Origin of the sequence: Streptomyces sparsogenes subsp. cuspidosporus, from assembly GCF_039532705.1 — a bacterium.
Classification (GTDB): domain Bacteria; phylum Actinomycetota; class Actinomycetes; order Streptomycetales; family Streptomycetaceae; genus Streptomyces; species Streptomyces sparsogenes.
Genome location: NZ_BAAASD010000051.1, coordinates 1 through 20,330 on the forward strand (window position 1 = coordinate 1; position 20,330 = coordinate 20,330).

Here is a 20,330-nt window from a genome sequence, read left to right on the forward strand (position 1 = left end):
CACCGCGCCGGGCTCGCCTCCGGCCCCGCCCGCCGCGCCCCCGTCGGCGGGGGCGGCCTCGCGCGGGTCGCCGGGGCCGTGGGGCGCGTCGGTGCCGGGGGAGGCGTCGGAGTCCGGGCGCTGCTCCGGGACGCGCCGGCCCGGTGCGTCGGGACCGGCCGGCGGCGCCTGCTCCGGCGCCCCGGGAGCGCCGGGAGCGCCCTGCGGCGGCCGCCCGCCCCCCGGTCCGTCGGGCCCGCCCGGCCCGTCCGGGCCCTCCTGCCCGTCCTGTCCGTCCCGCCCGTCCGGGCCCGGGTCCGGATCCGGGTCGTCGTCCCCGCCGCCGGCGTCGCGCAGCACCTCGTCGAGCTTGTCCTCGTCGAGGCCCGGCGCGTCGAACGGAGCCCGCCGGCGCCGATGGGGCAGCGACAGCAGCGCGGCCTGCCGCACGTCCTCCGTGGTCACCTCCGTACGCCCCGCCCACGCCGCGAGCGCCGTCGCGGTACGCGCCGTCACGATGTCCGCGCGCATCCCGTCCACCTCGAACGCCGCGCACACCGCCGAGATCTGCCGCAGCGCGCCGTCGCCCAGGCGCACCCGCGGCAGCAGGGCGCGCGCCGCCGCGACGCGCTCCCGCAGCGCCCCCTCCTCGTCCGCCCACCGCGCGGCGAACCCGGCCGGGTCCTCGTCGTACGCCAGGCGCCGCCGCACCACCTCGACCCGCTCGTCGGTGTCCCGCGACGCCGCGACCTCCACCGTCAGGCCGAAGCGGTCCAGCAACTGGGGCCGCAGCTCGCCCTCTTCGGGGTTCATGGTGCCCACCAGCAGGAAGCGCGCCGCGTGCCGTACGGACACCCCCTCGCGCTCCACATAGGAGGCGCCCATGGCGGCCGCGTCCAGCAGCAGGTCGATCAGGTGGTCGTGCAGCAGATTGACCTCGTCGACGTACAGCACGCCGCGGTGCGCGTCGGCCAGCAGCCCCGGCTCGAACGCCTTCACCCCGTCCGCCAGCGCCCGCTCGATGTCCAGCGCGCCCACCAGCCGGTCCTCGGAGGCGCCGACCGGCAGCTCGACCATCCGCGCGGGCCGTACGGCGCCGGCGCCCGGCTCGTGCGGGCCGTCCGGGCAGCCGGGGTCGGGCGCGGCCGGGTCGCAGGAGAACCGGCAGCCCGCGACGACGTCGATGCCCGGCAGCAGCGCGGCGAGCGCCCGTACCGCCGTCGACTTCGCGGTGCCCTTCTCACCGCGCACCAGCACCCCGCCCACGGCCGGTGACACGGCGTTGAGCAACAGCGCCAGCCGCAGGTCGGCCATTCCGACGAGCGCGGTGAACGGGTAGGGGGCGGTCATGCGGGGTTACCTCCTGCGGGGTGGACGCGGTGGGAGACGGGTAGGGCGCGGCGTGCGGCGCCTCCGGCGGGCCTCACGGCGCCCCCGCGCGTGCGCCCGGCTTCTTCGGCGGGGCTCATCCGGCCCTCTGCGGCGGTGTTCATCGCGCCCCCTGCGGCCGCGGGATCCGGGGCGCCCCCGGTGGCACGAAGGGCAGCCCTTCCGGAACGCCGTTCTCGATCAGCCGCAGCAGCGCGTCCGTGTCCGCGTGCTCTTCGATCAGGTCGCCCAGCCGGTCGAGCTGCTCCTCACGCAGCTCACCGAAGCTGGTGTCGGGGGCGGGGACGAACGCCCGGCCGGCCGCGGCCGCGACCCGGCGCAGGAAGGCGCGGCGGAAGCCGTCGCTCTCCAGCGAGCCGTGCCAGTGGGTACCCCAGACCGAGCCGACCCGGCAGCCGTCCAGGAACGGCTCGTCCGCCCCGTCCAGCAGCTCGGCGACCCCGTGGTGGATCTCGTAGCCCTCCACCCGCTCGCCGAGCGCCTCCCCGGCCGGCCGCGCCAGCGTCTTGTGCGCCGCGAAGCGGACCCGCACCGGCAGCAGCCCGAGCCCCTCGACCGTTCCGGCCCGCGACTCGACCTCGTCCTCGATGCGCTCGCCGAGCATCTGGAAGCCCCCGCAGATGCCCAGCACCGGGCGGCCCTCCGCCGCCCGCCGCGCGACCGCCTCGGCCAGCCCCCGCGTCCGCAGCCACTCCAGCGCCCGTACCGTCCCACGGGTGCCGGGCAGCACGACCAGGTCGGCGTCGGCCAGCTCCTCCGGGCGGTCCACGAACCGCACGACCACGCCGGGCTCGGCGGCCAGCGCGTCCACGTCCGTGAAGTTCGACATGAGCGGCACGGCGGCGACCGCCACCCGCAGGATGTCCGCGCCGTGCGGCGGCGCGACCACGCTCTCGCGCACCGCCCCGCGCAGCGACACCCGCAGTCCGTCCTCCTCGTCGATGCCGAGGCCGTGGGCGTACGGCAGCACGCCGAGGGTCGGGCGGCCGGTCAGGCCGCGCAGCATCTCCAGGCCCGGTTCGAGCAGGGTCACGTCGCCGCGGAACTTGTTCACCAGATAGCCCGCGACGAGCCGTTGGTCGGCCTCCGACAACAGCGCGGTCGTGCCGAAGAACGACGCGAAGACGCCGCCGCGGTCGATGTCCCCGACCACGACGACCGGCAGCCGGGCCGCCCGGGCCAGGCCCAGGTTGACGATGTCGGTGCGGCGCAGGTTGATCTCCGCGGGGCTTCCGGCGCCCTCGCAGATCACCGCGTCATGGGTGCGCCGCAGTTCGGCCAGGCACTCGGTGACGGTTCCGAGCAGCGCCTCCCGGCGCCCCGCGTGCAGCTTTTCCCCGGGGGACGCCCCCCCAGACCCCCCGAAGTATCCACGCGCGCTCAGCTCGCCCACCGGCTTGCCCAGCAGCACCACCTGGCTGCTGCGGTCGCTGCCCGGCTTGAGCAGCACGGGGTTCATCAGCGCGCTCGGCTCGACGCGGGCGGCCGCGGCCTGCATCGCCTGGGCGCGGCCGATCTCCGCCCCCTCGCGGGTGACGAAGGAGTTGAGCGACATGTTCTGCGCCTTGAAGGGCGCGACCTTGACGCCCTTACGGCTGAGCCACCGGCAGATCCCGGCCGTGACCACGCTCTTGCCCGCGTCCGAGGTCGTGCCCGCGACGAGCAGCCCGCCGCCCGGCCCGCTCCCGCCGCCCGTGCCATCCGTCCCGCTCATCCTCGATCCCTCCCCGCGGCCGAGGGCCGCGCCGTCGCCTGGCCGTACGCGCCGCCCGCGGCCCCGGGAGCCCCCAAGGACCGTGCCCGGTGAGCGAGCGCGCCATGTGGGGCGCGGGCGGCGCGTACGGGCACGCCGGGCCGCGCGGCCGTGAAGAGCCCCGTACGCGCGGCCGGGAAGAGCCCCGTACGGGCGGGCCGCAGCGCGCCGACGGCCAGCCGGGCCGCGACGGACACGCCGAGCGCCAGCGCTCCGACGCGCCGCGACAGCCGGACCGCGCGCTCGATGTCGACCGCTTCCACCGGCCGCCCGCCGGAGTTGAGCACCGGCCGGTGCTCGACGCGCCCGCCGTAGGCCAGGGTGCCACCGAGCCGTACGCCGAGCGCGCCCGCGAACGAGGCCTCCACCGGGCCCGCGTTGGGGCTCGGGTGGCGGTGGCCGTCCCGCCGCCAGGCGCGCCGGGCGCCGCGCGGATCCGGCCCGGCCAGGGCGGCGAGCACGGCGGTGAGCCGTGCGCCGGGCCAGCCGGCGAGGTCGTCGAGCCGGGCCGAGGCCCATCCGAAGCGCCGGTAGCGCGGCGACCGGTGACCCACCATCGCGTCCAGGGTGTTGACGGCACGGAAGCCCACCAGACCCGGCACCCCGGCCACGGCGCCCCACACCAGCGCGCCCACGACGGCGTCCGAGGTGTTCTCGGCGACCGATTCGACGACCGCGCGCGCGATCTGTTGCTCGTCGAGCGCCTGCGGGTCGCGCCCGCACAGGTGCGGCAGCCGCCGCCGGGCGGCGTCCAGGTCCCCGGCGGCCAGCGCGCCGCCGACGGCCCGCGCCTCCCGGCCCAGCGTGGTGCCGCCGAGCACGGCCCAGGTGGCGGCGGCGGTCAGCGCGGTGTGCGCGGCACGTGAGGGGCCAAGGGCGCGTACGACACGCGCCGTCAGGGCGGCACCCGCGGCCGCGCCGCCCGCGCACAGCGCGGTGTACAGGGCCCCGGCTCCGCGGTGGTCGCGCCACAGCAGCCGCTCGGCGGCCAGCGCGGCGGTCCCGAACGCGGCCACGGGGTGGCCGCGGCGCGGATCGCCCGTGGCGAGGTCGCCGAGGAAGCCGAGGGCGGCGCCGCACGCGTACGAGGCGTGGTCGGCACGCATCCTCAGCCCGCCGTCCCGCCCTGCCGCGTCCGGTCGTGGGGGAGGGGGAGGGGCCTCGTGGGAGGCGGCGGCATGGCGGTGCCGGGCATGGCGGTATGTCCTCACTCAGGGTCCGCGCCCTGGTTCGACGTGACCGGCGGTGAGAGTCTCCTGGCTCCCGGATCCGCGGTTCTCCCGGTCTTCCAGCCTCCGCGCGGGCGGCCGTGACTCGTAGGGCGATGGGAGAGCGCTCCCCGGTGACAGTGGCGGGACCGCGCCGGATTCTCACCGGCTTCCTCTCCTGCCGCCGTTTGGCTCCGGAAGTCCACCATGGGCCGCGAATGGCCGTCAACTCGCGAATGCCCCACCCTGCGTGAGTGTGCCGAGGCCCACACACCCCCCGACGCGACACCCCTTCCACGCCACGGCCGCCGGGCCGGACCACGCCGTGCGGCGCGGCCCGGCCCGGCGGCCGGTGGTGCTTCTCCGGATCAGGCCAGGGTCAGGTCAGGATCAGTCATCGATCAGACCGGTGTCAGGCGGGGATCAGGCCACGATCAGATTGATGCCGTACGCCACGGCCGCCGCGCACAGCGCGAAGCAGGCGTACGCGCCGAGACGCGCGGGCCCGAGGGCCGCGCCCGCCGTGGCCGAGGCGCCGGGGGTGGCGGAGGTGGCGCCCGGGCCCGCCTCCGCCGGCTGGGCCTTGCGGGAGGTGCCGAGGATGCCGAGGGTGAAGACGCCCACGAAGCCGACGGTCACCGCGAGACTGACGCCGAAGACCTGGCCGAGGGCCGCCCAGTCGATGCTCATCGCGTTACTTCCTTAGCTGGTACTGCCGGTGGCCGCGGACGCGCCTGCCGGGGTGGCGGAGGGGGTGGAGGAGACGGCGGCCACCGGCCCGGCGGGCGGCGGGGCCACGGCCTGGATGGCGGCCGTGACGACGCCCACCGGCTCGGCCGGCACGGTCTCGACCTCGTTGACGTTGGTGTGGTCCACGGGCTTGCGGCGCGAGGCCGCCCAGATCGCCGCGCAGGCGGCGACCGCGATCACGGCGACGGCGGTGACGCCCCAGTCGCCCTGGTCCGCGAGGAGCGCCGCGCCGCCCGCGACGAGACCGGCGGCGGGCAGCGTGAGCACCCAGGCGAGGACCATGCGGCCCGCGGTCGACCAGCGCACCACCCCGCCCTTGCGGCCGAGGCCCGCGCCCATCACGGAGCCGGAGCAGACCTGGGTGGTGGAGAGCGCGAAGCCGATGTGGGAGGAGGCGAGGATGACGGTCGCGGCGCCGGTCTGGGCGGCGAAGCCCTGCGGCGGCTGGATGTCGGTGATGCCCTTGCCCATGGTGCGGATGATCCGCCAGCCGCCCAGGTACGTGCCGAGGGCGATGGCCAGACCCGCGGAGACGATGACCCACAGCGGCGGGTCGGAGTCGGGGGCGATCGCGCCGCCGGTGATCAGTGCCAGGGTGATCACACCCATGGTCTTCTGGGCGTCATTGGTGCCGTGGGCGAGGGAGACCAGCGCGGCCGAGGCGATCTGCCCGGCGCGGTAGCCCTTCGCGGTCTCCTGGTCGTCGCGGCCGCGCGCCAGCCGGTAGGTGAGCCGGGTGGCGACCATCGCCGCGACACCGGCCACGATCGGCGCGGCCACGGCCGGGATCAGGACCTTCATGACGATCTTGTCGCTGTTGACCCCGTCCATGCCGACGGAGACCAGGGTGGCGCCGATGAGGCCGCCGAAGAGGGCGTGCGAGGAGCTGGAGGGCAGTCCGGCCAGCCAGGTCAGCAGATTCCAGAGGATGGCTCCGACCAGACCCGCGAAGATCACTTCGGGGCGGATCCCGGAGCCCTCGTCGATGATCCCCCCGGAGATCGTCTTGGCGACCTCCACCGAGAGGAACGCGCCGACGAGATTGAGGACCGCCGACATCGCCACGGCCGTCCGGGGACCGAGCGCTCCCGTGGAGATGGTGGTGGCCATGGCGTTGGCCGTGTCATGGAAGCCGTTCGTGAAGTCGAACACCAAGGCCGTGATGATCACGATCCCGATGAGAAGCGTGATGTGTTCCATCGAACTCCTTCGGGGGAGTGCGATCCCCGCACTTCGTGGCACGGAGCGCCACTGGGTCGCTACAGTTTGTGGTGCACCGCGAGGTGCCGGTCAGGGCTTGGCCGTCGTGTGGTCGCCGAGGTGACCGCACGAGAAGCCCCCTCCTGTGGGAGGGGGAGGAGTCACACACCCGGGCAATCCGTGCGACGGCCAACGGGTGCGCCACGACCGTAAGGACGTGGGGTGAACGGAAGGTGAACTGGGGTGGGCCCAGGGGTGACGCGTCTGTCGGGAAGGGCGGACCGATGATCCCCTGGCCCCTCCCTGATGCGTACAGGGCTGCTCGCCTGCCATGATCGGCGCCCGGAGGTGAGGGGCCATGACGAAGCCGAAGCCCACGCCCAAGCCGGGACGGGAGGCGGAGACTGCGCGATCGCCGAGGCCCGCCGGGCGGCGGGACCTGGCACAGGCCTGGGAGCGGGTGGTCGAGACGGCCCGCAGGACCGTCGCCGACGGCCTGGTCGTCGGCACCTCGGGCAATGTCTCGGCCCGGGTCGGCGACACCGTGCTGGTGACCCCCAGCGGCGTCCCGTACGACCGGCTCGGCCCGGGCGACGCGGTCGGCGTCGATCTCGACGGCCGCCAGATCCTCGGCGAGCTGGCCCCCACCAGCGAGCTGCCCATGCACCTCGCGGTCTACCGCCACACCGACGCCGCGGCCGTGGTCCACACCCACGCCGTGCACGCCACGGCGGTCTCCACGCTGGTCGACGAGGTCCCGGCGGTCCACTACATGACGGGCGCGCTCGGCGGCCCGGTGCGCGTCGCCGGATACGCGCTGTACGGCACCGACGCCCTGGCCCGCGAGATGCTCGCCGCGCTGCGCGACCGCACCGGCTGTCTGCTGCGCAACCACGGCACGGTGGTCCACGGCGCCACGCTCGACCAGGCGTACGACCGGACCGCCCAGCTGGAGTGGATGTGCCGGGTGTGGCTCACCGCCGCGGCCGTCCCCGGCCACACCCCGGCCCTGCTGTCCCCCGACGAGCTGCGGGCGGCGGCGGACAAGCTGAGCGGCTACGGCCAGCCCCGCTGAACCAGGCGCCCGCCGAGCCCGACCCCGCCGGACCGGCACCGCCCCGCCGGACCGGCACCGCCCCGCCGGGGGCGCCGGGGCCGTCCCCGGCCCGCTCGGGGAGGCGGGCGGCTCACCCGGCCGGGCCCGCCCGCTGGCCCCCGGCGCCCCGGACGACCACACTGGGAGGGATGCGCCTGCGGACGAAGGCGGTTGCGGCCGCCACGACGATGATCGGTGTCAGCGCGGCCGCGGTGGCGGCCGGGCGGTACGCCAGCGACGCTGCCCTGAAACCGAGGCCCGACCGACCCCTGCCGCACGACCCGCCGCTCACCGTGCACGCCACCGCGGCCGGCCAGATCACCCTCACCCGCAGCCTCGCCTCGCTGCGCCCCGGCACCTACGGCCTCACCGGCGCCGGATGCCACGCCGTGGTCGGGCCGGTCCTGGAGGACGCCCCGCACCCCGCGGACTGCGTGGTCCGCCGCCTGGAGCGGGTGAGCCGAGGCACCCTCGCCCCCGGCACCCGCGTCCGGTTCACCCCGCAGGTGTACACCGGCGACCCCCGGGACGCGCTCGGACTCGACCACACCGACGTGGACGTGCCCGGCGAACTGGGCCCGCTGCCCGCCTGGTTCATACCCGCCGACCGCTCCGCCTGGGTGATCACCGTGCACGGCCTCGGCACCACCCGCGAGCACCCCATGGTGGTCCTGCCGTTCCTGCACAAGCGGCAGTTCCCCGTGCTCGACCTCGGCTACCGCGGCGACCCCGACGCCCCCCGCTCCGAGGACGGCCTCGGGCACTTCGGCCGCACCGAGTGGCACGACCTGGACGCCGCCATCCGCTACGCGGTGCGCCACGGCGCGCAGAGCGTCATCCTCTACGGCTGGTCCACCGGCGCCACGATGGCCCTCCTCGCCGCCGCGAACTCCGCGGTGCGGGACCGGGTCAGCGGCCTGGTCCTGGACTCCCCGGTCCTCGACTGGCAGGCCACCCTGCGGGCCCTCGCCTCGGCCCGGCGGATCCCCTCCGCGCTGCTGCCCCTGGCGATACGGGCCGCGGAGGGCCGGGCCGCGCTGCCCGAGGGACGGCTGGTGGACGCGGTGGCCGCCGACCTGGACGGGCTGAAGGTGCCGACCCTGATCCTCCACGGCCCGGACGACACGGTCGCCCCCTGGGCCCCCTCCCGCGAACTCGCCGCCCGCCACTCCGAGCTGGTCACCCTTCACCAGGTCCGCCAGGCCCCGCACGCCGCGATGTGGAACGCGAACCCCGAGGGGTACGAGGACATGCTGGGCCGCTTCCTGACACCCCTGATGTAGAGCGAAGAGCCCCGAGAAGCGCGCCCCGGCAACCGCCGGACGGGTGCCGATTGGGCTTTCGGGCCGTCACCGGCGAGACTGCTCCCGTGACGTCCCGTACTCCGCGCGACTCCCGGCTCCGACTCGTCCGCCACCGGCCGATGGCCACGGCCCGCCGGGCCGTGCCGAACCGCGGCTCCCGACCGGCGCCCCGCCCGCCCGAGGGCACACCGCCGCCCTCGGAGCTGGCGAGACAGGCCAGGTCGGGACTCGCCGGTGCCGTACGGATCGCCCGCTGGGCCGCGAGCCGGCACGGTGTGCCGGGCGTGCTCTCCGCCGAGGCCCTGGCCGAGGCGGCCGCCGAGCTGGGGGTCTCTCCCGACCAGGCCCGGGCCGACTGGGACCGGGCCCGTCTGGTGGGCCTGATCGAGCTGCACGGCGGCACCGCCCGCCCCGGCTGGCGGCTGCGCGCCTGGGACCGCGACGACAGCGCGGTGCTGCGCGGCTGGGTCGCGCTGCTCGACGCCTGGTCCCTGGCCCGCCCGGCCCCGGCGACGGCCGAGCCCGCCGCCGTGGCGGAGGTCGTCGAGGCGCTGCCGCAGCTGCTGTCCCTGCTCCAGCTGTCGGCCGGTCCGGTGCCGGTCGCCACGCTGCTCGACATGCTCGGGCAGCGCGTCGTCGAGCTGCGCACCGAGCGGTGCGAAGTGCCGTACGGCCCGGCGGCCGCCCCCGGCCCCGAGGACCCCTCGCCCCCCGGGGAGCCGGGCGCCCCGGACTCCCCGGCCTCCCCGGCCTCCCCGGGCACCCCAGGCTCCCTGGACTCCCCGGGCTCCCTGGAGCCGCTGCTCGACTGGGCCCTGGACGCGCTCGCGTCCGTCGGCGCGCTCGTGATGCTGGACGGCTCCGGGGAAGCCGGGGACCAAGGCCGCGAGGCCGTGCTCACGGCGCTCGGCAACTGGGCGGTGTGGGTCAAGCTGGAGCAGATCTGCGTCGCCGCCCAGAGCCCCGCCGGGAACATCGAGCAGCCCGCCGCCGACATGCTGCGCGGCTGCGCGGGCCTGACCCCCGGGCCGGCCCGCGCCGAATACCGGGCCTGGCTCGCCGCCCGCCCCGTCGGCAGCGCCGTCAGCGAGCTGATCGAGGCGGCCCGCGGGGACGACGCCCTGTTGCGCGGGCTCGCCTTCGAGGCGCTGCGCGTGGTGGGGGCGCCCGCCGAGCCCGCGGTGCGGGCCGTGGTCGACGAGTCCGCGCTGCGCCCGTACGCGCTGCTGTGGCTGGCCGAGCACGAGGGGGTGGACCCGGAGGACGCCCTGGACGTGCTCACCCGCGAGGAGGCCACCTGGCTGTGGGTGGACACGGCCGCGGCCATCGCCGACCACGGCGAGAGCCCGCTGCTGGTGCGCCACCTGGAGTCCGCCGTGCAGGGCACGGTTCCGGCGCTGCTGGAGGAGGTGCGGGCCGTGGGCCACCCGCGCACCGTGCAGGTCCTGGTCGCGCTGGCCGCCGCCCACCCCGACCCGGCGCTCGCCAAGGCGGTGCGGCGCGCGGCCTTCCAGGTGCACACGGGCGGCGTCTGAGCGGCTCCCGCGGGGAGGCGCCCCCGGTCGCCCGGGCGGAAAAAACGCTTGCGCGCCCCGCTAAACTAATCGCATGGCAATTCTCCTCGCGCATTAGACGGCGTCGGCCTCCTCACGCCCGCCCGTCCCGCCGTCCACCCTGCCCTGGAGTAATTTCCGTGATCACCGCCTCCGGCATCGAGTTGCGCGCCGGCGCCCGTGTCCTCATCGAGTCCGCCTCCTTCCGCGTCGCCAAGGGCGACCGCATCGGCCTGGTCGGCCGTAACGGGGCGGGCAAGACGACGCTCACCAAGTGCCTGGCCGGCGAGGGCATCCCGGCCGCCGGCACGATCACCCGCTCCGGCCAGGTCGGCTATCTGCCGCAGGACCCGCGCACCGGCGACCTCGACGTCCTCGCCCGCGACCGCATCCTCTCCGCGCGCGACCTGGACTCCGTGCTCCGCAAGATGCGCGAGAACGAGGACCGGATGGCCAACGGCAAGGGCGCCACCCGCGAGCGCGCGATGAAGAAGTACGAGCGGCTGGAGACCGAGTTCCTCACCAAGGGCGGGTACGCCGCCGAGGCGGAGGCCGCGACCATCGCCGCGAGCCTGGGCCTGCCCGACCGCGTCCTCGGCCAGCCCCTGCACACGCTCTCCGGCGGTCAGCGCCGCCGGGTCGAGCTGGCCCGCATTCTGTTCTCGGACTCCGACGTCCTGCTGCTGGACGAGCCGACCAACCACCTCGACGCCGACTCGATCATCTGGCTGCGCGACTACCTGAAGACCTACCGCGGCGGCTTCATCGTCATCTCCCACGACGTGGACCTGGTCGAGACGGTCGTCAACAAGGTCTTCTACCTGGACGCCAACCGTTCGGTCATCGACATCTACAACATGGGCTGGAAGCTCTACCAGGCCCAGCGCGAGGCCGACGAGAAGCGCCGCAAGCGGGAGCGGGCCAACGCGGAGAAGAAGGCCGCAGCCCTCAACTCCCAGGCGGACAAGATGCGCGCCAAGGCCACCAAGACGGTGGCCGCGCAGAACATGGCCCGCCGCGCCGAGAAGCTGCTGTCCGGCCTCGAAGCGGTCCGGCAGGCCGACAAGGTCGCCAAGCTCCGCTTCCCTGACCCCGCCCCCTGCGGCAAGACCCCGCTGTCGGCCGAGGGCCTGTCCAAGTCGTACGGGTCGCTGGAGATCTTCACCGATGTCGGCCTGGCCGTCGACCGGGGCTCGCGGGTGGTCATCCTGGGGCTCAACGGCGCGGGCAAGACGACCCTGCTGCGGCTGCTGGCCGGGGTCGAGAAGCCGGACACCGGGCAGGTCACCCACGGCCACGGCCTGAAGCTCGGCTACTACGCGCAGGAGCACGAGACGCTGGACCCGGACCGCACGGTCCTGGAGAACATGCGCTCGGCCGCCCCCGACCTGGACCTGGTGGACATCCGCAAGACGCTGGGGTCCTTCCTGTTCTCCGGCGACGACGTCGACAAGCCGGCCGGGGTGCTCTCCGGCGGCGAGAAGACCCGGCTCGCGCTGGCCACCCTCGTGGTCTCCTCGGCCAATGTGCTGCTCCTCGACGAGCCCACCAACAACCTCGACCCGGCCAGCCGCGAGGAGATCCTCGGCGCGCTGCGCACCTTCACGGGCGCGGTGGTGCTGGTGACCCACGACGAGGGCGCGGTGGACGCCCTCCAGCCGGAGCGCATCATTCTGCTGCCCGACGGCGTGGAGGACCTGTGGGGCGAGGACTACGCGGATCTGGTCGCGCTCGCCTGACCCGCTCCCCGTAGATCGTTCGCTCTGGATCATTCGGCCTAGGCGTGATCCTTCATCTGAGTGAGAACGGCTCGTACCGCGGCGCGCCGCCGCCGAGCGGCGCATGACGCGTGCCGCGCGCCGGAGCGCGGTGCCCCGCTCACGCCCACCCGCGGCCTGACCTGCCGATTCGTCCACGATGTGGACCGCTCCTCGGCGCGACTGCCTGCGGAATCTTTGATTCCGGGGGCGGTCGCCCCATGAATTCGGGGAATCCTTCCTCCGCGGACCTTGCCGAATGGGTGGCCAGGAAGCCGCGTAGGGGTGATCATGAGAGTCCAGAGCGCACTTCCCATGAGGAGGCACGGGTGGCCGAGACTCTGAAGAAGGGCAGCCGGGTGACCGGCGCCGCGCGCGAAAAGCTCGCGGCAGACCTGAAGAAAAAGTACGACTCCGGAGCGAGCATCCGGGCGCTGGCCGAAGAGACCGGTCGCTCCTACGGATTCGTCCACCGGATGCTCAGCGAGTCGGGCGTGGCCCTGCGTGGTCGCGGTGGAGCGACGCGGGGCAAGAAGGCCACAACATCGGCCTGAGGCCCCAAGCGCTTCGTATCGGTGGGTGTGAGCGGTGCCACCCGGTTGATCGGACCGTCGGCCGGGTGGTTACTGTTCAGTCACTTAGTCGTGTGACCGCACCCCCGGAGGCTTCTGTGACCCTGCTGGACAAGGACGGCGTTCACCTCGCCGTGGACGACTCGGTCGCCACGGTGACCCTGACCAACCCCGACAAGCGCAACGCCCAGTCGCCCGCGACCTGGCGGGCGCTGACCGAGGCCGGCCGGGCGCTGCCGGGCAGCGTCCGGGTGGTGGTGCTGTGCGCCCAGGGCAAGTCCTTCTCCGCCGGGCTCGACCGGCAGGCGTTCACCCCGGAGGGGTTCGACGGCGAACCGTCCTTCCCCGAGCTGGCTCGCCGCTCCGACGCGGAGCTGGACGCGGCCATCGCCGGGTACCAGGAGGCGTTCACCTGGTGGCGGCGGCCCGACCTCGTCTCCGTCGCCGCCGTCCAGGGGCATGCCATCGGCGCGGGCTTTCAGCTTGCCCTCGCCTGTGACCTGCGCGTCTGCGCGGACGACGCGCAGTTCGCCATGCGCGAGACCAGCCTCGGGCTGGTCCCCGACCTCACCGGCACCCATCCGCTGGTCTCCCTGGTCGGCTACGGCCGGGCGCTGGAGATCTGCCTGACCGGCCGCTTCGTCCACGCCGAGGAGGCCGAGCGCATCGGCCTGGCCAATCTGGTCGTGCCCGCCGCGGAGCTCGACGCCGCGGCCCGTGATCTGACGGCGGCCCTGCTCGCCGCGCCGCGGGACGCCGTGATCGAGACCAAGGCGCTGCTGCGCGGGGCAGGGGAGCGGACGTACGAGGAGCAGCGCGCCGCCGAGCGCGCCGCCCAGGCCCGCCGGCTGCGCGACCTGACGGGCGTCGCCGAGTAGTAGCGAGGGGGCCCGGGCGCCCTGCGCGCCCGGCCCGCCACCGCACACACCGGTCCCGCACCGCTAGGCCCGCACCGCCACCGCACACACCGGTCCCGCGCCGCTACGCCCGCACCGCTTCGAGTACGAGCATCGCGAGGTCGTCGTCGATCGGCTCGGGGCCGGCGCAGTGGCGTACCAGGAGAGATCCGGGGCGTGCGAACCGGGCCCTGAGGGCCTCAGAAGCCGTGCAGCGCGCCGCCGTCCACCGGGAGCATGAGGCCGGTCAGGTAGGACGCGGCCGGCGACAGCAGAAACGCCGCCGTCCGGCCGAACTCCTCCGGCTTGCCGTAGCGCCGCAGCGGGATCTGCTCGCTGTGGCGGGCCCGGGCCGCCTCCGCGTCGCCGGACAGCGCGTCCAGCTCGCGGACCCGGTCGGTGTCGATACGGGCCGGCAGCAGGCCGACGACCCGGATGCCGCGCGGGCCCACCTCCTGGGAAAGGGACTTCGCGAAACCCGCCAGGCCCGGCCGCAGCCCGTTGGAGACCGTCAGGCCCGGGATCGGCTCGTGGACGGAGCCGGAGAGGACGAAGCCGATCACACCGCCGGAGGGGAGCTCCGCGGCGGCGCCGCGGGCCAGGCGGACCGCGCCGAGGAAGACCGAGTCGAAGGCCGCCTGCCACTGGGCGTCGGTGATGTCCGCCGTCGGGCCCGCCGGGGGCCCGCCGACGCTGATGAGCACGCCGTCGAAGCCGCCGAAGCGGTCGCGGGCCGTGGCGATGAGGCGCTCGGCCGTGGCCGGGTCTGCGTTGTCCGCCGCGACGCCGACGGCGTCCGGGCCCAGCTCGGCCGCGACCTCCGCCGTGGTTTTCTCGTCGCGTCCCGTGATCACGACCTTCGCGCCGTCGGCGACCAGCTCCCGGGCGGCCGCGAGGCCCAGCCCTCGGCTGGCCCCGGTGAGGACGTACACCCGGTCTTTGAGTCCAAGATCCATGGGCTCAGTCTGCCCTGCGGTCCTCGGCGAGTGTAAGGGCGGTCCGCACCAGGCCGATGTGGCTGAACGCCTGGGGGAAGTTGCCGAGCAGCCGGCCCGCTTTCGGGTCGTACTCCTCGGACAGCAGACCCACGTCGTTGCGCAGCGACAGCAGGCGCTGGAACAGGGTCTCGGCCTCCTGCCGGCGGCCGGCCAGCATGAGGGCGTCGGCCAGCCAGAACGAGCAGACGAGGAAGGCGCCCTCGGAGCCGGGGAGGCCGTCGACATTGCCGCCGTCGTCGCCCCCGTGGTCCCCGTCGGTGGTGTAGCGGCGGATGAGGCCGTCGTGGCTGAGCTCCCGGCGGACCGCGTCGATGGTGCCGATCACCCGGGGGTCGTCCGCGGGCAGGAACCCGACGCGCGGGATGAGCAGGGTGGCCGCGTCCAGCTCGGCGGAGCCGTAGGACTGGGTGAAGGTGGAGCGGGTGTCGTCGTAGCCCTTCTCGCAGACCTCCCGGTGGACGGTCTCCCGCATGACGCGCCAGCGGTCGATGTCGCCGGGCAGTTCGGGGTGGGCCTCCAGGGCGCGCACCGCCCGGTCGGCGGCGACCCAGGCCATCACCTTGGAGTGCACGAAGTGGCGGCGCGGGCCGCGGATCTCCCACAGGCCCTCGTCGGGGTCCTGCCAGGCGGACTCCAGGAAGTCCATCATGGCGCGCTGGATCTGCCAGGCGTGCGGCTCGGCGGGCAGGCCGGAGCCGCGGGCCAGGTGGAAGGAGTCCATCACCTCGCCGTAGACGTCGAGCTGGCGCTGGCCGACCGCGCCGTTGCCGACCCGTACGGGAGCGGAGTCCGCGTACCCCGGCAGCCAGGGCAGCTCGTACTCATGGATCCGGCGCTCGCCCCCGAGGCCGTACATGATCTGCAGCTCGGCGGGGTCGCCGGCGATCGCGCGCAGCAGCCAGTCGCGCCAGGCGGCCGCCTCCTCGCGGTAGCCGGCCAGCAGCAGGGCGCTCAGGGTGAGGGTGGAGTCGCGCAGCCAGCAGTAGCGGTAGTCCCAGTTGCGGACCCCGCCCAGGCGCTCGGGCAGCGAGGTGGTGGGGGCGGCGACGATGCCGCCGGTGGGCGCGTAGGTCAGCGCCTTGAGGGTGACCAGGGAGCGGACCACGGCGTCCCGGTGGGGGCCCTGGTAGCGGCACCGCGCGGCCCAGGCGCGCCAGTCCTTCAGGCTGTGGTCGAGGGCTTCGTACGGGTCGATCTGGGGCGGCCGGGGCTCGTGGGAGGGGTGCCAGGTCAGCACGAAGGCGACCTTGTCCCCGGCGGAGACGGTGAACTCGGAGCGGGTGCTGAAGTCCTGGCCATAGGTGTGCACGGCCGGGTCGGAGCGCAGCCACACCGAGTCGGGCCCGGCGACGGCGACGTGGTGGCTGTCGCTGCGGCGCACCCACGGCACCACCCGGCCGTAGTCGAAGCGCAGCCGCAGGACGCCGAGCATCTCGACCCGGCCGCGGACGCCCTCGACGATGCGGACGACATCGGGGGCCCGGTCGCGCTGCGGCATGAAGTCGATGACCTTGACCGTGCCGCCGGCCGTCTCCCACACGGACTCCAGGATGAGGGAGTCCTCCAGGTAGGCGCGGCGGGTGCACGCGCCCGCGCCCGCCGGGGCGAGCCGCCAGTGGCCCTGGTCGAGGCCGCCGAGGAGGGCGGCGAAGCAGGCGGGGGAGTCGAAGCGCGGCAGGCACAGCCAGTCGAGGGAGCCGTCCCGGCCGATCAGGGCGGCCGTCTGGTGGTCCCCGATGAGTGCGTAGTCCTCGAGTGCCGAAGTCACATCGGGCATCTTCCCGGCGCGTCGGCGATTAGTCGCTACTCGGCCTCGGCCCCGGCGTGGGCCGGCTGGGCCCCGGGTCCGCCCCTGGCCTGCGACGCGCCGCCCGGCCCAGCGTCCTGCCCGGCTTCCGGCTCGGTGTCCGACCCGGCGTCCCGCCCGGCGTCCGGCCCGGCGCCCGGCTTCGGGTCCGGCCCGTCCCCCGAGCCGGCCTCGGCCTCGGCCTCGGCGGCCCGCGCTGCCGCCCGGTCCTTCAGCTCGCGGCGGACCAGGATCACCCAGCCGATGGGTACACCGGCGGAGAAGAGCCACCACTGGATGGCGTACGCCATGTGCGGGCCGATGCCGCTGTGATCCGGTGCCGGGACCGGCTCCGGCTGGCCGGCGCCCTTCGGGGAGGACCTGGTCAGCTCGATGTAGCCGCCGAGGACGGGCCGGGACAGGGACTTCGCCTGCCGCTCGCTGTTGATCAGCATGACCTGGCGGGCGGGCAGCCCCGGCTTGTCCTTGATGCCGCTGTTCCCGGTCGTCTCGTCGGCCTTGAGCCGCCCGGTGACGGTGACCTCACCGGAGGGGGCGGCGGGCACCTCGGGGAAGCGGGTGAGGTCGTTGCCCGCCGGGATCCAGCCGCGGTTGACGAGGACGGCCCGGCCGTCGTCCATGACCAGCGGGGTGATCACGTAGTAGCCGATGGACTGCTCGTCGGCGGCGGTCCGCTGGCGCACGACCACCTCGTGCCGGGTGTCGTACCGGCCCTTGGCGGTCACCGTGCGCCACATGTCGTCGTGGGCGACGGTGCGCCCCGGGGAGGTGAGCCGGTCGACGGGGACCGCGGGCGCGGCCAGGCTCTTCGCGATCAGCTCGTTCTGCGCGACCCGGTGCTCATGACGGTGGAGCTGCCAGAAGCCCAGTCGGATCATGACCGGGATCAGGACGAGGCCCACCAGAGTGAGGATCACCCACTGCCGGGACAACAGGAAGCGGTACACGTCCTTGACAGTACTCGCCGTGGGTCGCCCCCCGGCCGCTGGGGGCACCGAGGGGCGGTCCCGCGCCGCCGGCGGCGCGGGCTCACACACGGTCGATGATCCCCACCCTCCCTTCGGCCCGGGAGCAGTGGGCGCCGCAGTAGAAGTGGCCGTCCACCTCCACGCCCTGGCCGATGATCTGGCACCGGCAGTGCTCACAGATGGGCGCCATGCGGTGGATGGCGCAGGAGAAGCAGTCGAAGACGTGCACCGCGCCCTGCGCGTGCACCTCGAACGTCATGTGGTAGTCGTTTCCGCAGACCTCGCAACGTGCCATGGGGCACAGGGTGCGGGCTGCGGCCGCGGTGGGGGAGCGGCGGGCGGGCGTGTTGGTCCGACTTCACCTGTTTGGTGCGGGGGCCACGTCCCGCAGCAGCTGGGTGAAGGCCGCCTCGTCGATGACCGGGGTGCCGAACGAACGCGCCTTGGTGATCTTGGAGGTCGCGGCATCCGGGTCATTGGTGACCAGCAGGCTGGTGAGCCGGGAGACGCTGGTGGCCACGTGCAGCCCGGCCTCGACGGCCTGGTCCTCCAGCAGCTCGCGGTCGATCGAGGTGTCGCCGGAGAACGCCACCCGCATGCCCTGCACCAGCCGGCCGCCCGGCTCGTAGCGCCCCGGGTTGGGGTAGGGGCAGGCCGGGCGCTTGCGGCTGGGGCGCCAGCCGGCGGAGCGGTACGAGCGCTGGTAGCCGATCGGGCGGGGGGCGTCGGACCACTCGGTCAGCGGCTGGCAGGCGAGCAGGGGCAGCCGCAGCCCGGTCGAGGCGGCCGCGTGCAGGCTCGGCCGGAAGGTCTCGGCGAGCACCCGGGCGTCGTCCAGGGCGTGGTGGGCGCGCCGCTGGACGACCCCGTAGTGCGCGGCGAGGGACTCCAGCTTGTGGTTGGGCAGCGGCAGGCCCAGCTCCTTGGAGAGGGCGATGGTGCACAGCCGCTGCCGCACCGGCGCGGCGCTGCCCGCGCGCGCGTACTCCCGGGCGAGCATCGACCAGTCGAAGACCGCGTTGTGCGCGACCAGCACCCGGCCGTCCAGGCGCGCGGCCAGCTCCTCGGCGATCTGGCCGAACAGCGGGGCGTCGGCCAGCACCTCGCTGGTCAGGCCGTGGATCCACACCGGGCCCGGGTCGCGCTGCGGATTGACCAGGGTGTACCAGTGGTCCTGCACCGCGCCGCGCCCGTCCAGTTGGTAGACGGCGGCGGAGACGATCCGGTCGTCGCGGGCGAGCCCGGTCGTCTCCACGTCGACGACCGCGTACCCCTCGGGATAGCCGTCCGGCCACGGGTCGGGCGGCGGGGTGAGCTGGGGGGCGAGCCGTGGTGCGGCCGCCGTGCGGTCTTCGAGCATGGTCCATGAGGATACGGGCCCCCGCAGACAGTCCGCCCCCACCACCCCAAGCGACGGCCTTCCCGACTCTTCTGACGGGGCGTCGGACCATGCGTACGGGCCGCCGGACGAACCCGCCCGACGGCCCGTGCCTTGTGCCAGTCCTCCTGGGTGACCTACTTGGTGACCGCGTCCAGGGCGTCCGCGATCCCCGCCCCGTAGAAGCCGTTGTACGCGGCGTTGCCCTCGCACACCGCGTCCGCCTTGCCGTCCCCGTTGATGTCGTACGGGTCGGGGCAGGCGGTGTCGTCGGCCTGGGCCTTGAGCAGCGCCTTGACCTTCCACGCGGAGGCGTGCGGGTGGGTGCTCTTGATGAGCGCCGCGACCCCGGCCACGTGCGGGGAGGCCATGGAGGTGCCCGCCATGTAGCCGTACTTGCCGCCGGGGAGGGTGTTGTAGATGAGCCCGCTCTCCGCCGGGGGAGCCGGCTTCTGGTAGGCGGTGCTGTCGCCACCGGGGGCCGCGATGTCGATCACGCCGAGGCCGTAGTTGGAGAAGGAGGACTTGAGCCCCTTGGCCCCGGTCGAGGCCACGGTGACCACACCCGGCAGCTGGGTGGGGATGTCCAGGCAGGTGCGGGGGTCGATCTCCCGGTCGCCGGGGGTGGTGTCGTTGGGGCTGGAGGGGTCGGTGATGGAGTCCGCGGCCAGGTCGTAGTTCTCGTTGCCCGCCGCGGCCACGTTGACCACGCCCTTGCCCTCCGCGTACAGCGAGGCCCGGGTGACGGCCTCGACCAGGGCCTTCTGGTCCGGGTCGGTGGTGCAGTTGAAGTACCAGGGGTCGGTGTAATAGCTGTTGTTGGTGACGTCCACGCCGTGCTCGGCGGCCCACACGAAGCCGCACACCACGGCCTCGGTGTAGAAGAAGCCGTCCGGGTTGGACACCTTGATGCCGGAGACCTTGACGCCCGGGGCCACCCCGGTGACGCCGATGCCGTTCTTCGCGGCGGCGATCTCCCCGGCGACATGGGTGCCGTGCGGGCTCTCGGAGGCCGAGGGCCGCCAGGCGCCGTCGGCGGTGTTCGGCTTGCCGGTGACGCAGTTGACCGACGCCTTGCGGTCGAAGTTGGGGGCCAGGTCCGGGTGGGTGTCGTCCACGCCGGTGTCGATGACGCCCACGGTGACGTCCCGGCTGCCCAGGCTCTTCTCATGGGCCTTGTCCGCCTTGATCGCGGGCAGGTCCCACTGCAGCGGCTCCAGCGGGTCCTGCCCCGCGGTGGCCCGCGCGGCCACGGCCTTCTGCTGCTTCTCGGTCAGCATCCGCGGCGCGCCGGTGTCGGTGGTGGACTGGGCGGGCAGCGGGGCGGTGCGGGTGGCGCCCGCCGAGGAGACGCCGCGCACGGTGCGGATGGTCTTGGCGAAGTCGGGGTTCGCGGAGTGGACCACGATGACGCCGATCCGGTCGTACGACACGACGACGCTGCCGCCGGCCTTGGCGATGGCCTCCTTGACCCGGGCCGTCTGCTTGGCGCCGGGCCGGGTGTTGACGACGTAGCTCAGCGACGGGCCGTCGGCCGCGGCGGCGGTGGCCTGGGCGGCGCCGTCCGCCGAGTGGCCGGCGGCGGTGGCGCTCGTGGGCAGGAAGGCCAGGGCGGAGGTGAGCGCCAGGGCCGCGGGTATCGCGGCGGCGCGCACGGGCAGGGAGAGGGAGTGCGACGTCATGGGTACTCCGGTTCTTCCGGTTCTTCCGGTCTTCAGGGAT

General features: G+C 74.6%; 16 protein-coding genes, 1 pseudogene and 1 riboswitch. Of the genes and pseudogenes, 6 read left to right on the forward strand and 11 right to left on the reverse strand.

What is annotated here, in order from left to right; translation table 11 throughout:
* The 5 genes and pseudogenes from ABFY07_RS36850 to ABFY07_RS36870 form a co-directional block, all read right to left on the reverse strand.
* A partial coding sequence (locus tag ABFY07_RS36850) for a magnesium chelatase ATPase subunit I (RefSeq protein ID WP_346178669.1) occupies positions 1-1,329 on the reverse strand: 1,329 nt, incomplete at its 3' end.
* 139 nt (positions 1,330-1,468) lie between these two features.
* Positions 1,469-3,082 (reverse strand): cobyric acid synthase, encoded by a 1,614-nt coding sequence (locus tag ABFY07_RS36855; RefSeq protein WP_346178670.1) that lies wholly within the window; start codon positions 3,080-3,082, stop codon positions 1,469-1,471.
* A gap of 185 nt (positions 3,083-3,267) precedes the next feature.
* Positions 3,268-4,227: pseudogene (locus ABFY07_RS36860) on the reverse strand (cobalamin biosynthesis protein); the annotation flags it as partial.
* A gap of 124 nt (positions 4,228-4,351) precedes the next feature.
* Positions 4,352-4,551, reverse strand: a riboswitch (cobalamin riboswitch).
* Positions 4,552-4,752: 201 nt separating this feature from the next.
* A complete protein-coding gene (locus ABFY07_RS36865; RefSeq protein WP_346178671.1) occupies positions 4,753-5,019 on the reverse strand; it encodes a hypothetical protein in 267 nt (88 codons plus the stop codon).
* Positions 5,020-5,031: 12 nt separating this feature from the next.
* Positions 5,032-6,279: an inorganic phosphate transporter gene (locus ABFY07_RS36870; RefSeq protein WP_346178672.1), complete on the reverse strand. Its 1,248-nt coding sequence runs from the start codon at positions 6,277-6,279 to the stop codon at positions 5,032-5,034.
* 358 nt (positions 6,280-6,637) lie between these two features.
* Between ABFY07_RS36870 and ABFY07_RS36875 the strand changes: the two genes are divergently transcribed.
* From ABFY07_RS36875 to ABFY07_RS36900, 6 genes are all read left to right on the forward strand, one after another.
* On the forward strand, positions 6,638-7,354 hold the full coding sequence (locus tag ABFY07_RS36875; protein ID WP_346178673.1) for a class II aldolase/adducin family protein: 717 nt from the start codon (positions 6,638-6,640) through the stop codon (positions 7,352-7,354).
* Positions 7,355-7,524: 170 nt separating this feature from the next.
* Positions 7,525-8,658: an alpha/beta hydrolase family protein gene (locus tag ABFY07_RS36880; RefSeq protein ID WP_346178674.1), complete on the forward strand. Its 1,134-nt coding sequence runs from the start codon at positions 7,525-7,527 to the stop codon at positions 8,656-8,658.
* Between the two features lie 86 nt (positions 8,659-8,744).
* Complete coding sequence (locus ABFY07_RS36885; RefSeq protein ID WP_346178675.1) at positions 8,745-10,214, forward strand: hypothetical protein; 1,470 nt, start codon at positions 8,745-8,747, stop codon at positions 10,212-10,214.
* 158 nt (positions 10,215-10,372) lie between these two features.
* On the forward strand, positions 10,373-11,971 hold the full coding sequence (gene abc-f / locus ABFY07_RS36890; RefSeq protein WP_065958309.1) for a ribosomal protection-like ABC-F family protein: 1,599 nt from the start codon (positions 10,373-10,375) through the stop codon (positions 11,969-11,971).
* 347 nt (positions 11,972-12,318) lie between these two features.
* Positions 12,319-12,543, forward strand: a complete 225-nt coding sequence (locus ABFY07_RS36895) for a helix-turn-helix domain-containing protein (protein WP_065958307.1) — start codon at positions 12,319-12,321, stop codon at positions 12,541-12,543.
* 116 nt (positions 12,544-12,659) lie between these two features.
* Positions 12,660-13,439: an enoyl-CoA hydratase/isomerase family protein gene (locus ABFY07_RS36900; protein WP_428837072.1), complete on the forward strand. Its 780-nt coding sequence runs from the start codon at positions 12,660-12,662 to the stop codon at positions 13,437-13,439.
* Positions 13,440-13,657: 218 nt separating this feature from the next.
* Here ABFY07_RS36900 and ABFY07_RS36905 read toward each other — a convergent pair whose 3' ends face one another.
* The 6 genes from ABFY07_RS36905 to ABFY07_RS36930 form a co-directional block, all read right to left on the reverse strand.
* A complete protein-coding gene (locus ABFY07_RS36905; protein WP_346178677.1) occupies positions 13,658-14,413 on the reverse strand; it encodes an SDR family oxidoreductase in 756 nt (251 codons plus the stop codon).
* Between the two features lie 4 nt (positions 14,414-14,417).
* Complete coding sequence (locus ABFY07_RS36910) at positions 14,418-16,232, reverse strand: glycoside hydrolase family 15 protein (RefSeq protein ID WP_428837071.1); 1,815 nt, start codon at positions 16,230-16,232, stop codon at positions 14,418-14,420.
* Positions 16,233-16,258: 26 nt separating this feature from the next.
* Positions 16,259-17,209: an SURF1 family cytochrome oxidase biogenesis protein gene (locus ABFY07_RS36915; RefSeq protein WP_346178679.1), complete on the reverse strand. Its 951-nt coding sequence runs from the start codon at positions 17,207-17,209 to the stop codon at positions 16,259-16,261.
* 82 nt (positions 17,210-17,291) lie between these two features.
* Positions 17,292-17,525, reverse strand: a complete 234-nt coding sequence (locus ABFY07_RS36920) for a hypothetical protein (protein WP_076971072.1) — start codon at positions 17,523-17,525, stop codon at positions 17,292-17,294.
* Positions 17,526-17,588: 63 nt separating this feature from the next.
* Positions 17,589-18,590 carry a DEDDh family exonuclease gene (locus ABFY07_RS36925; protein ID WP_065958288.1) on the reverse strand — a complete coding sequence of 334 codons (1,002 nt, stop codon included), beginning with the start codon at positions 18,588-18,590 and terminating at the stop codon, positions 17,589-17,591.
* 155 nt (positions 18,591-18,745) lie between these two features.
* Positions 18,746-20,290: a S8 family peptidase gene (locus ABFY07_RS36930; protein WP_346178680.1), complete on the reverse strand. Its 1,545-nt coding sequence runs from the start codon at positions 20,288-20,290 to the stop codon at positions 18,746-18,748.
* Between the last annotated feature and the right edge of the window lie 40 nt (positions 20,291-20,330).

Excerpts from the sequence above, each read along its gene's own strand:
- ABFY07_RS36870 (WP_346178672.1), bottom strand. The coding sequence starts at position 6,279 with ATGGAACACATCACGCTTCTCATCGGGATCGTGATCATCACGGCCTTG.
- ABFY07_RS36880 (WP_346178674.1), top strand. The coding sequence starts at position 7,525 with ATGCGCCTGCGGACGAAGGCGGTTGCGGCCGCCACGACGATGATCGGT.
- ABFY07_RS36930 (WP_346178680.1), bottom strand. The coding sequence starts at position 20,290 with ATGACGTCGCACTCCCTCTCCCTGCCCGTGCGCGCCGCCGCGATACCC.
- ABFY07_RS36925 (WP_065958288.1), bottom strand. The coding sequence starts at position 18,590 with ATGCTCGAAGACCGCACGGCGGCCGCACCACGGCTCGCCCCCCAGCTC.
- ABFY07_RS36865 (WP_346178671.1), bottom strand. The coding sequence starts at position 5,019 with ATGAGCATCGACTGGGCGGCCCTCGGCCAGGTCTTCGGCGTCAGTCTC.
- ABFY07_RS36855 (WP_346178670.1), bottom strand. The coding sequence starts at position 3,082 with ATGAGCGGGACGGATGGCACGGGCGGCGGGAGCGGGCCGGGCGGCGGG.
- ABFY07_RS36875 (WP_346178673.1), top strand. The coding sequence starts at position 6,638 with ATGACGAAGCCGAAGCCCACGCCCAAGCCGGGACGGGAGGCGGAGACT.
- ABFY07_RS36920 (WP_076971072.1), bottom strand. The coding sequence starts at position 17,525 with ATGGCACGTTGCGAGGTCTGCGGAAACGACTACCACATGACGTTCGAG.
- ABFY07_RS36905 (WP_346178677.1), bottom strand. The coding sequence starts at position 14,413 with ATGGATCTTGGACTCAAAGACCGGGTGTACGTCCTCACCGGGGCCAGC.
- ABFY07_RS36910 (WP_428837071.1), bottom strand. The coding sequence starts at position 16,232 with ATGCCCGATGTGACTTCGGCACTCGAGGACTACGCACTCATCGGGGAC.